This is a genomic window from Shewanella sp. Pdp11 (assembly GCF_002838165.1).
GTDB classification, from domain to species: domain Bacteria; phylum Pseudomonadota; class Gammaproteobacteria; order Enterobacterales; family Shewanellaceae; genus Shewanella; species Shewanella hafniensis.
On record NZ_CP015194.1, the window covers coordinates 4,209,360 to 4,222,771 of the forward strand.

Here is a 13,412-nt window from a genome sequence, read left to right on the forward strand (position 1 = left end):
GAGTAGAATTAGCCGCATCATTAGTCACTTAAGATAGAGAAAAATGGCTCAGTTTGTTTACAGCATGCTGCGGGTGGGAAAAATTGTTCCGCCTAAGAAGCAGATCCTTAAAGATATTTCTTTAAGCTTTTTCCCCGGCGCCAAAATTGGTGTACTCGGCCTTAACGGTTCAGGTAAGTCGACACTACTGCGTATTATGGCGGGTATCGACACCGAAATTGAAGGTGAAGCGCGCCCAATGCCGGGATTGAAAATCGGTTACCTACCGCAGGAACCTAAACTCGATCCAACCCAAACCGTGCGTGAAGCGATTGAAGAAGCCGTCTCTGAGGCAAAAAATGCCCTAACTCGCCTCGATGCCGTTTACGCAGCCTACGCCGAGCCGGATGCCGATTTCGATGCCCTTGCCAAAGAGCAAGGTGAACTCGAAGCCATTATCCAAGCCCAGGATGCCCATAACTTAGATCATATCCTTGAGCGCGCAGCTAACGCCCTACGTCTACCTGATTGGGATGAGAAAATCGAAGTGTTATCCGGTGGTGAACGTCGCCGCGTGGCGATTTGTCGCTTGCTGCTTGAAAAGCCTGAAATGCTGCTGCTCGACGAACCAACCAACCACTTGGATGCGGAATCAGTGGCTTGGCTTGAGCACTTCTTGCAGGAGTATGCTGGTACTGTGGTCGCGATTACCCACGACAGATACTTCCTCGACAATGCCGCTGGCTGGATTTTAGAACTCGACCGCGGTGAAGGTATTCCGTGGGAAGGTAATTATTCTTCATGGCTTGAGCAGAAAGATGCCCGTCTGAAGCAAGAATCAGCCACAGAAAGCGCTCGCCAAAAGACCATTGCCAAGGAATTGGAATGGGTACGTCAAGGTGCCAAAGGTCGTCAGTCTAAGGGCAAGGCTCGTATGGCGCGCTTTGAAGAACTGAACACTAACGATTACCAAAAACGTAACGAAACCAACGAGCTGTTTATTCCGCCCGGACCACGTTTAGGTGACAAGGTTATTGAAGTGAATAACCTGACCAAGTCTTACGGTGACCGCGTTTTGATCGACAACTTGTCGTTCTCAGTACCTAAGGGCGCAATCGTCGGCATTATCGGTGCCAACGGCGCGGGTAAATCGACCCTGTTCCGCATGTTATCCGGCGCAGAAAAACCAGACAGCGGCAGCATTGAGCTGGGTGAAACTGTGCAACTGGCCTCGGTTGAGCAGTTCCGCGATTCGATGAATGATAAGAACACCATTTGGGAAGAAATCTCCGGTGGTCAGGACATCATGCGCATCAACAACATGGAAATCCCGAGCCGCGCCTATGTGGGCCGCTTCAACTTCCGTGGTGGCGATCAGCAAAAAATCATCGGTACTCTGTCGGGTGGTGAACGTAACCGCGTGCATTTAGCCAAACTGTTGCAAGCGGGCGGTAACGTGTTACTCCTCGACGAACCCACCAACGACTTAGACGTTGAAACCCTGCGCGCACTGGAAGAAGCGATTCTGGAATTCCCAGGTTGCGCTATGGTGATTTCGCATGACCGTTGGTTCTTAGACCGTATCGCGACCCACATTCTGGATTACCGTGACGAAGGCCAAGTGAACTTCTACGAAGGTAACTACACAGAATACTCGGCATGGTTGAAAAACACCTATGGCGCCGATGTGGTTGAGCCACACCGCTTGAAATACAAGCGCATGATAAAGTAAATCTAGAATCTAGAATCTAGAATCTAGAATCTAGACAAGTGTAAATCTGAGGAGTTTAGCTCGAAAGGGTTAAGCTCCTTTTTTATGGCATCCCGTTACGCTATAAGTGCCGCAAGCTTTGGCACTATTTCAAGCTAACACTATTTCAAACTAGCAAAGTAGGCCACCAGCATATCCATCATCACTCTTAATGCGGGCTGCATATGTTTGCGAGATTGATACACGCCATATACTCCAAGGGACTGCGGCTTAAACTCAGTCAATAAAGGCACCAACTGACCCGAGTCTAAATAGGGTTTCGCCGCCCATAGCGGCTGCATAGCAATTCCCTCACCAGCCAGCGTAGCATTGAGTACCACCATGGAATCATTGGCGCTGAAATTACCATTCACAGGCACATTAAACGCCTTGCCTTGGTTTAACTTAGGATCGGAGTGCTGCACCAGAGCTTGTCTTGCAGCTAGATCGGTTTGATAAAAGCGCCACATCACATCGCCAAAGTAGGAATAGGTTAAGCAGTTATGCTGGGTCAAATCTTCGGGATGCAGCACAGGCGCGCGCGCGGCAAGATAACTCGGTGCAGCGCACACCACAGATTCGCATTCACCTAAGCGCCTCGCGATAAGGTTAGGATCGAGTTCATTGGTGATGCGAATCGCCAGATCAATCCGCTCGGCGACCAGATCGACGGTTTGGCTACTCACGTGGATATTCACACTCGCCTGCGGATAACTGGCTAAGTATTGGCGCACCACGGGCGCTAAAATCTGATGCGCCAAAAACTGGGAGCAACTAATGCGCAATAATCCGCGCGGAATCGCCACCGCAGCATGACTCACCGCGGGCACTTCATTTGCCAGTTCGAGCAGCCGATGGCAATAGTCCAGCACTTGCTCGCCCGCTGGCGTTAAGCTGAGGCTTCGCGTCGAGCGATGCAATAATCTAGCACCAGACCATTCCTCCATTTCGCTCAAGTAACGGGTCACCATAGAACGCGACATATCTAAGGCATTAGCGGCACTTACCATGCTGCCGCGCTCAACAATAGTCACAAACACCTTAGCCGCTTCGAGTCTATCCATGATTTATCTCCACTCACATTTTCGCGTTCCCGCATAACAATAACTCAGAGTTCAAGGTAAGTCAGAGTCCAAGGGCGCACGCGGCAATTCGTCCGATTTATGCAACAAACATGGGCAGATACTCGCATTTATCTATTGATTATTGCAACCTATACTTAACTCACTTTTTGCAGCAGCTGCAAATCAATGAATGCTAAATCGAACCTTTTTACTCTTTCATCCTGTGACTATAAGTGAGCCCAAAATGAACACATCGACCTATGCTTTACGCAACACAGTTAACGCCACATTGAAGGCCTCGTCTAACATCAGTCTAGCCGCTACCTTACTGCTAGCGGGACTTGGCGCGGTCAATGCTGCGCCATTGCAAGTGAGCCATTTTAATCCGGGCGAAAACAGCATCTTTGCCGTGTCATCGAGCTTTATCAGTGGCGAACACGAAATGATGTTAGTCGATGCACAATTTCAAAATAACGATGCCCAAACCTTGGTTGATACCATCAAGGCCAGCGGTAAAAAGCTGACTCAGGTGTATATCAGCCATAGCGACCCTGACTTTTATTTCGGCTTAGCCGTGATTAAAAAGCATTTTCCCGATGCACAAATCGTCGCAACTCAAACCACAGTCGATGCGATTAAAGCCTCAATGGAAGGCAAGCTCGCCTACTGGGGACCGATCTTAAAGGACAATGCGCCAAGTGAATTAGTGTTACCTAAGGCGATTCACAGCGACACTTTCACCATCGACGGTGAGCAAGTGATTATCGAAGGTTTTAATGATAAACACCCTAAACACACTTTCCTGTGGGTACCATCGGCAAAAACCATCACAGGTGGGGTAGAAGTATTTGATAACACGCATGTTTGGATGGCAGACACTCAAACTGCCGCAGAGCGTCAGGAATGGTTAACCCATTTAGATGCGATGGAAAAACTGCTGCCGACTACAGTGATCCCAGGACACTACTTAGGCGAAGCGCGATTTGATACCCGCGCCATCGGTTTTACCCGTGAGTATGTAAAGGCCTTTGAAATCGCAGCAAAAGCCTCGAAAGATTCAGCCGAATTAATCCAAAAGATGCTGGCGCTATACCCACAAATGCCAGCCGATGCAGGGCTTGAGATCAGCGCCAAAGTTATCAAGGGCGAAATGACCTGGCCTATGTAAGCCCAGCACTAATATCTTAGCGATGGCGACAGCGAGTTAGGCATAAGTGAGAATAGTTAAAGGCAGGCACGTGAGCAATTGCGTGCCAGTTCTGACCTAAATAACAGCATCTACATAACTGCACCTGACTAGCTGCACTTAAATAATCCTATCAACAGCCGTACCATGATCGCCATTTAACTTCACAATATCAAATACTTAGAACGTAATTTTGCAATTTAAGCCAAAAGGTTTAACACTATGACTCACCCAACAACTCCTTCTACTCGCACGGCCAACAGCACAGCAACGGCTAAAGTGCGTACTCTGCACGCAATTATCGACCCTTTATGTGGTTGGTGTTATGCCGCAGCGCCACTGCTCGATGCAGCCGCAAAAGCTGGCTTTAGCATTAAGCTCCACGGCGGCGGTATGCTTACAGGACCAAGACGCAAACAAATCGATGCCAACTGGCGCGACTATGTTATGCCCCACGATCTTCGCATTAGCGAACTAACTGGCCAGCCTTTTGGTGAAAACTACTTTGATGGTCTGCTGCGCGATACCACAGTCATACTCGACTCTGCGCCTCCTATTAAAGCTATGCTCGCAGTCGATGCTTTGGGTGGCGACAGTTTGGCTTATCTACACTCAGTACAACTCGCCCATTACCGTGATGGTCACAGCGCCAGTGATGAAGGTAATCTCGCAAGCTTAGCCGCTGAACTTGGGCTCGACCCTATGAGCTTTGCACAGCATTATGCCCAAGGTGACGACAAGCTGTATGAGCATATCGTTGAATCTAGAGCATTGTTGAATTTGATAGGCGCCCAAGGTTTCCCTTCGATGGCTATAGAGGATAATGATGGCAACATCACCGCCATTAATATTAACCGCTTCTACGGCCAACCCGCCCAGTGGCTAAGCCATCTTGAAGCACAGTTTGAGTCATAATCATGCCAACGTTTAATGGTGTTTCAACAGCTTCATTAGTGAGTGAGCCTGCTCAGTTAAGTCTTATCGAAACAGCAAGGCAGGCTGATGCGAATCTTGCTCTGGTTAAAAGCACCTATGAGGGAAGTAGCTCAGCCGAGAACGCCAAAAATCTTCAGCATGCCTTAGCGAGTGACGCACGCTGGACAGAGGCGGCAGGTTTTCCCTATGCAGGCACTTACGTAGGCTTTAGCGCGATAGCCACCAAGGTGTTCGCCCGCCTTGAAACTGAATGGGATAACTATCGCGTCGATATCGAAGACTATGTCGCCCAAGGCGATAAGGTTTTTGCCTTCGGCACTTATTCAGGAACCTATGTCAAAACAGGCAAGCATTTTAGCGCCAGAGTCGCCCACTTATGGAAGATACACAGCGGTAAAATCGTCAGTTTTGAGCAGTTTGTCGATAGTAATACCGTAGTCAATGCCATGTAATTGCCAATACCTATAACAACAGTTATGCGCGATAAAAATGCCATGATGCAATAACTGAATAATGAGGCGGGCAAGTTTACTTTAGCCCGTCTCACGACTTGCCGATGTTAAGCCTTATCCGTATGATTTAGTGTTTTGAATATCTTGAGCGCTTAAGATTAAGCCATTGAGACTGAACGTTTGAAATTGAGCATTTGAGATTAACTTCGTAAAACTACACATTCGAAGACTCATCAACTCAAGTGTCTAAAATGACAGAATGAATAACTAAAACAAGAACAAGGATGCGGTCTAATGCGAATCAATTCGATGCCAGTCGGGGCCCACCCCATCACACTCTCTAATACCCGACTGAGCCAAACCAGCCAATGGATAATGAAGCAACATAGAAAATTCATCCCCCTATTATGGTTTGTTACCGCGCTTCCCTTTGTCTCACTCTCCTTTAACTCATTCGCGGCCAATACCAGTGAAGCCGAGCCAGAACTAAAGATTCAAGAAAGCAGCGTCACCGATGGCCCTTATGTGTTTTTAAACGATGCTCAACAAGACACTGCCTATTGGATTTGCCAGAGTGAGCTAAAACAAACACCGATTGCGAAGGCGCAGTTAACTCGCCCAGCCAGTTGCGGTGAATTACCATCGCCCCATCTTCACACACTAGCGGCCACCGTTGAGCCCGATACCTTCACCCATGTCAGCAAAATTGTCGCCCTTAGCGATGTGCACGGCCAATTTGATGTGATGATTAACTTACTAAAAGCCCATAAGATTATCGACAAAGATAACCACTGGGCCTTTGGTGACGGCCATATGGTGATGACGGGCGACATGTTTGACCGTGGCCATCAAGTCAATGAAGTATTGTGGTTTTTATATACCTTAGACCAAGAAGCTCAAGCTGCGGGCGGACGCTTACATCTACTCATGGGCAATCACGAGCAAATGGTGTTTCGCGGCGACTTACGCTACGTCAACGAACGCTATCAAGTCTCGGCCGATTTACTCAAACGCAGCTACGATGCGCTCTACAACAAAGACACCGAAATAGGCAAATGGCTTCGCAGCAAACATACCTTAGTCAAAATCAATAATATCTTGTTTATGCACGGCGGCATCAGCCCTGAATGGATCGAGCGTAAATTACATATCAGCGAGGCTAACCAACTCTTTCGTCAGCATTTAGATGATAAAAAAGCCGATTTAAAAAAGGATGATTTACTCAACTTTCTGTTTTTTACCAATGGCCCGACTTGGTATCGCGGATACTTTAAAGATGAACTGAAAGAGTCGGATATCGATAGCATACTGAACTATTTCAAGGTAGAGCATATTGTCGTTGGACACACATCGCAGGAGCAAGTGCTTGGCCTCTATCACAATAAAATCATTGCGATAGACAGCAGTATTAAGAATGGTCAATCCGGTGAACTCTTGCTTATCGACGCCGGCAAACTCAGCCGCGGTCTGTATCAGGGTGAGCAGGTTTCACTATAAGACACCTCGCTAGTCTCTTCACCATAATATGTGAATGCCCTAGCGCCCTAATGCATGAATAAGCGAGGGCGCGAATGTATAAATGAGTAAGGGCAAACATGCACGCATCTTAGTATTCATAAGTTCGCCAGTTTCAATTAACTCTGACTATACTCAAGCCAAGTGCGACTCACCTCAGTGCTGGAGTGGAAATGGGGAAGCAATTACTCACATTATCTGGCTTTTGCTTGTTTATGCTCGGCTTCATCCAGCCCGTATTTGCGGGTCGAGAACTTCATTTAGTCGCCACTAACTACCCTCCTTTTTATGCCGATGCCTTACCCGAACAAGGCGGCGTTGCCCAAGTGGTCAAAGAAGCCTTTAAACGCCAAGGTTACAATGCCAGCCTCAAGTTTTATCCCTTCGCTCGCGCCGCCTTACTCGTTAAAACGGGCCAAGCCGATGGCATCATTGGGCTCTGGTATCGTAAAGAGCGTGAGCAATGGGCCCAATATTCTGCGCCTATCCAACCGGTGCAAATTGTGTTTTATAAACGTAAAGATGCGCCGCTGAGTTTCAGTCAGCTCTCAGATCTCAAACCCTACACGATTGGCATAGGCCGCGGTTACGCTAATCCACCCGAAATCTTCGCCGCTGGGCTCACCACCGAAGAAGGCAATTCGGATGAAATGAACCTCAAGAAGCTATTTTTAAAGCGCATCGACTTAGTCTTGATTGGCCATAACTTAGCCAGATACTTAATCAAAAAAGGCTCCGCTGAATATGACGATGCCTTTGAACAAGTCGGTCACCCCATAGCAACTGAGGTATTTCACTTAGGGGTGTCTTTGGCCGTGACGGATCATCAGCAGTTAGTGACGGATTTTAATCAAGGTTTAGAGAGTATGCGCCGCGATGGTCGCTTAGCTTCTATTTTAAGCCAATTTCCTCAGGTGGAAACGACTCAAGCCCCAGTCGAAAAATCGCCTACAGAGGTCCATCCCTAGCGCACGAGGGTCTTCTCGCTCAGGCCATTTGCACAAAAAAGCCACAAAAGCTGCGTTGAATTGTGCTCAATGCTCAAAAAACACAATTTCTTTCATTTTCGTTCGCTTACCTTTACAAACTTTTACCCAACTGGCGTACGTTATTCACTAGAATAGCGCCATTAGAGCGATTACCTTTTTAAACTGCCTTTGCGCGAGATAATAATTACAATGAAAAAAACCATTATTGCCATTGCCCTGCTTGCGGTTATCGCCACAGCGGTAAGTTTTAGTGATGTCCTTCAAGCGGCTAAACCCGAAAGCGCACCTCATCTTATGCGAACCGTTCCAGTGGTCACGGGGGAAGTCGTTGAATATCCATTAGCACAATCTATTTCACTTATCGGCAAGCTCGCTGCCGAACGCGCTGTGGTGATCGCGCCACAAGTCACAGGTAAGATTAAACAAGTCGCCGTGACCTCAAACCAAGCGGTGAAAAAAGGTCAATTGCTTATCGAACTCGATGATATGAAAGCCCAAGCCGCCGTCGCTGAGGCTAATGCCTTTCTCAACGATGAAAAACGTAAACTCAAAGAGTTTGAAAAGCTGATCAGCCGCAACGCCATCACCCAAACCGAAATTGACGCACAAAAAGCCAGTGTCGATATCGCCCAAGCACGCTTAGCTTCAGCACAAGCGGATTTACATTACCACTCGCTGATTGCGCCGTTTGCGGGTAATACTGGCCTGATTAATTTCAGCGAAGGCAAAATGGTCAGCATAGGCACAGAGTTAATGTCGCTGGATGACTTATCTAGCATGCGCCTCGACTTACAAGTGCCAGAGCATTTCCTGTCGCAATTAAGCATAGGCATGAAAGTGGCGGCTACCAGCCGCGCTTGGCCGGATGAAACCTTTACTGGCAAAGTTGTCGCTATCGATCCGCGCGTCAACGAAGAGACCTTAAACCTTAAAGTGCGGGTGCAATTTGACAACCCCAAAAATCGCTTAAAACCGGGCATGATGATGTCGTCCACTATCACGTTCCCTGCGATTTCTGCACCTATGGTCCCAGTACAAGCCCTTGAATATTCTGGTACTAAACGTTACGTATACGTAGTTAATGCCGATCACATTGCCAACCGCACCGAAGTGCAGTTAGGGGCGCGTATCGATAATCAAGTCTTGATTGAAAACGGTTTAAAAATAGGTGACAAAGTCGTGGTGCAGGGCTTAGTGAATATGCGCGATGGCCTGCAAATCAATGAAGTGACCCTCGATGCCAAGGCATCTACCCGTGCGGCTGAGCTTTCAAGCCCAAAAGCTACGGAGACTAAATAATGTGGTTGTCCGATGTTTCGGTTAAACGCCCCGTCGTTGCCATCGTTTTAAGCTTACTGCTGTGCGTATTCGGCATAGTCTCCTTCTCTAAGTTGTCGATACGGGAAATGCCCGACGTCGAAAGCCCTGTGGTCACCATTAGCACCAGTTACTCGGGTGCGTCGGCGGCCATTATGGAAAGCCAGATCACTAAAACCCTAGAAGATGAACTGACGGGGATCAGTGGTATCGACGAAATCACTTCGACCACACGTAATGGTAGCTCGCGTATCACAGTGAAATTCCTCCTCGGGTGGAACTTAACCGAAGGCGTGAGTGATGTGCGTGATGCGGTGGCACGCGCTCAACGCAGGCTGCCTGAGGATGCGAAAGATCCTGTCGTCTCAAAAGACAATGGCTCGGGCGAACCCTCAGTCTATGTGAATTTAAGTTCGAGTGTAATGGACCGCACTCAGTTAACGGATTACGCCCAGCGCGTGTTAGAGGACAGATTTAGCCTTATCAGCGGCGTGAGTTCTATCAGTATTTCCGGCGGCTTGTACAAGGTGATGTACGTTAAGCTCAGACCCGAGCAAATGGCGGGACGCAATGTCACAGTCACCGACATCACGAACGCGCTGCGTAAAGAAAACATCGAAACACCCGGCGGCCAAGTGCGAAACGACACCACAGTGATGTCGGTGCGTACCAAACGCTTGTACTACACGCCAAAGGATTTTGACTACCTTGTGGTGCGTACCGCCAGCGATGGCACGCCTATCTACTTAAAAGATGTGGCAGATGTGGCTGTCGGTGCACAAAACGAAAACTCGACCTTTAAAAGTGACGGCATAGTTAACATCAGTTTAGGTATTATTGCCCAGTCCGATGCCAACCCATTGCTTGTTGCTAAAGAAGTGCACAAAGAAGTCGATCGCGTACAAGACTTTCTGCCCGAAGGCACAAGCCTAGTGGTCGACTTCGACTCGACTGTATTTATCGACCGTTCGATTAACGAGGTCTATAGCACCCTTTATGTCACGGGCGCCTTAGTGGTACTGGTGCTGTATATCTTTATCGGACAAGCGCGAGCGACACTCATCCCAGCAGTTACAGTTCCGGTATCGTTAATCTCGGCATTTATCGCCGCCAATATGTTAGGTTATTCGATTAACCTACTGACATTGATGGCATTAATCCTCTCCATCGGTCTAGTGGTCGATGATGCGATTGTGGTGGTCGAGAACATATTCCACCATATCGAAAAAGGTGAAGAGCCCTTATTAGCAGCCTATAAAGGTACCCGCGAAGTAGGTTTTGCCGTTGTCGCCACCACTGCGGTATTAGTTATGGTGTTTCTACCTATATCCTTTATGGACGGCATGGTCGGACTGTTATTTACCGAGTTCTCTGTGATGCTAGCGGTATCGGTACTGTTCTCGTCCTTAGTGGCACTGACACTTACCCCTGTACTGAGCAGCAAACTGCTGAAAGCTAACGTCAAACCGAATCGCTTTAACCGTTGGGTCGACAACGGCTTTGCTCGCATGGAAAGTGTCTATCGTGTTGCTGTGACTCGGGCAATTAAACTCCGTCTACTCGCACCCTTAGTTATCATCGCCTGTATCGGCGGCAGCGCTTGGTTAATGCAACAAGTACCTTCACAGCTCGCGCCGCAGGAAGACCGCGGTGTATTGTTCGCCTTTATTAAAGGCGCCGAAGGCACCAGTTATAACCGTATGACAGCCAATATGGATATAGTTGAAGACAGACTCATGCCCTTGCTGGGTCAAGGTGTGCTGCGATCCTTTAGCGTGCAAGCCCCCGCCTTTGGTGGCCGTGCTGGCGATCAAACAGGCTTTGTTATTATGCAGCTTGAAGATTGGGGTACACGCACCGCATCAGCGCAGCAAGCACTTGGGATTATAAGTAAAGCATTGAAGGACATTCCCGATGTGATGGTTCGCCCTATGATGCCAGGCTTTAGGGGCCAATCGAGTGAACCTGTGCAATTTGTGCTTGGTGGTTCGGACTATGCCGAACTGTTTAAGTGGGCGCAGGTGCTCAAAGAAGAAGCCAATGCCAGCCCTATGATGGAAGGCGCCGACTTAGATTACGCCGAAACCACGCCTGAGCTTATCGTTACTGTTGATAAAGAACGCGCGGCTGAATTGGGTATCAGTGTCGATGAAGTGTCGCAAACCTTAGAAGTCATGCTCGGCGGTCGCACCGAAACCACCTATGTGGATCGCGGCGAAGAATACGATGTGTACTTGCGCGGCGATGAGAACAGTTTTAACAACGTTGGCGATCTTAGCCAAATCTACATGCGTTCCGGTAAGGGCGAGTTAGTGACGCTTGATACCGTGACCCATATCGAAGAGATTGCTTCGGCACAAAGATTAAGCCACACCAATAAGCAAAAATCGATCACCCTTAAGGCAAACGTCAGTGAAGGCTACACCTTAGGTGAGGGCTTAAAGTTTCTTGATGCTAAAGCCATTGAATTATTACCTAAAGATATTTCCATTGGTTACACCGGCGAATCCAAAGACTTTAAGGAAAACCAAAGCAGTATCTTCATTGTATTTGGTTTAGCTTTACTGGTTGCTTACTTAGTCTTAGCCGCGCAGTTTGAAAGTTTTATCAACCCGTTAGTGGTGATGTTTACTGTGCCTATGGGCGTATTTGGTGGTTTCTTGGGTCTACTGCTCACCAGTCAAGGGATTAATATTTACAGCCAGATCGGCATGATCATGTTGATTGGTATGGTGACTAAAAACGGTATCCTTATCGTAGAGTTTGCTAACCAATTGCGTGACCGCGGTTTTGAACTCGATAAAGCTATTATCGATGCGTCATCCCGTCGTTTGCGGCCAATCCTAATGACAGCCTTCACCACCTTAGTGGGCGCTGTACCGTTAATTTTCTCGACAGGCGCAGGCTCAGAAAGTCGTATCGCTGTGGGTACTGTAGTGTTCTTTGGTATGGCATTCGCCACCTTTGTGACCCTACTCGTCATCCCCGCCATGTATCGATTAATCTCGGCAGCGACCCATTCACCGGGATATGTTGAAGCTAAGCTCGAAGCGGCCATCAAAGCCCAAGAATTAGCAGCACAAGAGTTAGCGGCACGAGAAGCGGCAAAGCAGCAGGAAATCGCGCCTAAAGCCTAGTGCTTCACGCCTACTCATAAATGTAAATAATCACATAAAAAGCCAAGACACTCAGCGCCTTGGCTTTTTATTGTCGGTTCAATCAAGAGCCTTGTCTTATATGGGGTATTGAGGATTTATCTATCCCATCACAACACAATTTCGGCCAGCTGATTTAGCGTTATACAATGCACTGTCTACCCGGTAAAGTGCGCTACGTAGACTCTCGTTATCTTGAATACGGATACAGCCAAAACTCATAGTCAAATTCAGATGTTCATCGTGATAGTTGAAATCCGTCGACGCTAAATCCATACGTAATAGCTCTCCGATTTGATGTACTTCATCTAAGGAATGACCCTGCAACACAATCAAGAACTCTTCGCCTCCCCAACGGGCAATACAAGCAGCGGATTGCTGTAGCCCTTCAAGTAGCCTTGCGACTTGTACTAATACATCATCTCCACATAAATGACCAAACGTGTCATTGATGGCTTTGAAGTAATCGACATCGCACATTAACAAACAAAGTTCTGGGCCATTTGTGGCACTTAACACATTCTCCAATACCGCTTCCGCTTTACGGCGATTAGCGAGTCCCGTTAACGCATCTGTGTTAGACAAAGTTTTATTTTCATCAATAAGCATTTGTAAATCATGAATATCTCTCATCGTTACTATATGTAATTCCGATTGATTATCCGTGGCAATTTGTGCAGTTATTAAAAACCAACGGTACTCACCGTTACAACATAGAATGCGAGCCTGCATCTCAGCAGTATCAATTCCGGCACTGATACTGCTTTCAACAATTGCAGCCCATCCCTCAAACATGTCTTGGCGCACTAAGGGATCCGGATACACGGTATTAAACCAAGCATCCATATCGGGAATATCTACTAATGTGTAGCCAATTTGTTCGATAAAGGCATGGTTAACAAAGCGATGGATCCTTTGTATACACCCAGAGACCTCATCCATGCGAGATTCAGAAAGCAAGATTGGGATAGGAATGAAATCTAAGCTTTTAAAGAGAATTACCTCACTGTCATTGCGTGCAGTCATTAATCTTCCCCGCTCAAATACCAGACAAAGATAAGTCATCACA

10 protein-coding genes are annotated in these 13,412 nt (G+C 47.6%); 8 read left to right on the forward strand and 2 right to left on the reverse strand.

From position 1 onward, the window contains the following. Positions 1 to 43 precede the first annotated feature (43 nt). On the forward strand, positions 44 to 1,711 hold the full coding sequence (gene ettA, locus AYJ58_RS18530) for an energy-dependent translational throttle protein EttA (protein WP_106651246.1): 1,668 nt from the start codon (positions 44 to 46) through the stop codon (positions 1,709 to 1,711). 140 nt (positions 1,712 to 1,851) lie between these two features. On the opposite strand, the gene AYJ58_RS18535 is transcribed toward ettA, so the two are convergent. Next, entirely contained in the window at positions 1,852 to 2,793 is a 942-nt protein-coding gene (locus AYJ58_RS18535; RefSeq protein WP_106651247.1) for a LysR family transcriptional regulator, read from the reverse strand. Positions 2,794 to 3,037: 244 nt separating this feature from the next. Here AYJ58_RS18535 and AYJ58_RS18540 point away from each other — a divergent pair, with 244 nt between their 5' ends. The 7 genes from AYJ58_RS18540 (at position 3,038) to AYJ58_RS18570 (ending at position 12,325) form a co-directional block, all read left to right on the forward strand. Beyond that, positions 3,038 to 3,961, forward strand: coding sequence for an MBL fold metallo-hydrolase (locus AYJ58_RS18540; RefSeq protein ID WP_106651248.1), 924 nt, complete (start codon positions 3,038 to 3,040; stop codon positions 3,959 to 3,961). A gap of 240 nt (positions 3,962 to 4,201) precedes the next feature. Beyond that, entirely contained in the window at positions 4,202 to 4,894 is a 693-nt protein-coding gene (locus AYJ58_RS18545) for a DsbA family protein (protein ID WP_106651249.1), read from the forward strand. 2 nt (positions 4,895 to 4,896) lie between these two features. Continuing rightward, positions 4,897 to 5,367, forward strand: coding sequence for a nuclear transport factor 2 family protein (locus AYJ58_RS18550; protein WP_198555510.1), 471 nt, complete (start codon positions 4,897 to 4,899; stop codon positions 5,365 to 5,367). Positions 5,368 to 5,661: 294 nt separating this feature from the next. Next, the gene (locus AYJ58_RS18555) at positions 5,662 to 6,864 is read left to right on the forward strand and encodes a metallophosphoesterase (RefSeq protein ID WP_106651250.1); all 1,203 of its coding nucleotides are present in this window, start codon (positions 5,662 to 5,664) and stop codon (positions 6,862 to 6,864) included. 191 nt (positions 6,865 to 7,055) lie between these two features. Beyond that, positions 7,056 to 7,850, forward strand: coding sequence for a substrate-binding periplasmic protein (locus AYJ58_RS18560; protein WP_106651251.1), 795 nt, complete (start codon positions 7,056 to 7,058; stop codon positions 7,848 to 7,850). Positions 7,851 to 8,060: 210 nt separating this feature from the next. After that, positions 8,061 to 9,170, forward strand: coding sequence for an efflux RND transporter periplasmic adaptor subunit (locus AYJ58_RS18565; protein ID WP_106651252.1), 1,110 nt, complete (start codon positions 8,061 to 8,063; stop codon positions 9,168 to 9,170). Further along, entirely contained in the window at positions 9,170 to 12,325 is a 3,156-nt protein-coding gene (locus AYJ58_RS18570; RefSeq protein ID WP_106651253.1) for a multidrug efflux RND transporter permease subunit, read from the forward strand. Before AYJ58_RS18565 ends, AYJ58_RS18570 begins: the two co-directional genes overlap by 1 nt. Before the next feature lie 120 nt (positions 12,326 to 12,445). Here the strand turns inward: AYJ58_RS18570 and AYJ58_RS18575 are convergent, their stop codons facing one another. Next, on the reverse strand, positions 12,446 to 13,369 hold the full coding sequence (locus tag AYJ58_RS18575) for a sensor domain-containing diguanylate cyclase (protein WP_106651254.1): 924 nt from the start codon (positions 13,367 to 13,369) through the stop codon (positions 12,446 to 12,448). Positions 13,370 to 13,412 lie beyond the last annotated feature (43 nt).

What these genes read in the sequence shown, in the direction of transcription:
- ettA (WP_106651246.1), top strand. Translation starts at nt 44, where the DNA reads ATGGCTCAGTTTGTTTACAGCATGCTGCGGGTGGGAAAAATTGTTCCG.
- AYJ58_RS18535 (WP_106651247.1), bottom strand. Translation starts at nt 2,793, where the DNA reads ATGGATAGACTCGAAGCGGCTAAGGTGTTTGTGACTATTGTTGAGCGC.
- AYJ58_RS18540 (WP_106651248.1), top strand. Translation starts at nt 3,038, where the DNA reads ATGAACACATCGACCTATGCTTTACGCAACACAGTTAACGCCACATTG.
- AYJ58_RS18545 (WP_106651249.1), top strand. Translation starts at nt 4,202, where the DNA reads ATGACTCACCCAACAACTCCTTCTACTCGCACGGCCAACAGCACAGCA.
- AYJ58_RS18550 (WP_198555510.1), top strand. Translation starts at nt 4,897, where the DNA reads ATGCCAACGTTTAATGGTGTTTCAACAGCTTCATTAGTGAGTGAGCCT.
- AYJ58_RS18555 (WP_106651250.1), top strand. Translation starts at nt 5,662, where the DNA reads ATGCGAATCAATTCGATGCCAGTCGGGGCCCACCCCATCACACTCTCT.
- AYJ58_RS18560 (WP_106651251.1), top strand. Translation starts at nt 7,056, where the DNA reads ATGGGGAAGCAATTACTCACATTATCTGGCTTTTGCTTGTTTATGCTC.
- AYJ58_RS18565 (WP_106651252.1), top strand. Translation starts at nt 8,061, where the DNA reads ATGAAAAAAACCATTATTGCCATTGCCCTGCTTGCGGTTATCGCCACA.
- AYJ58_RS18570 (WP_106651253.1), top strand. Translation starts at nt 9,170, where the DNA reads ATGTGGTTGTCCGATGTTTCGGTTAAACGCCCCGTCGTTGCCATCGTT.
- AYJ58_RS18575 (WP_106651254.1), bottom strand. Translation starts at nt 13,369, where the DNA reads ATGACTGCACGCAATGACAGTGAGGTAATTCTCTTTAAAAGCTTAGAT.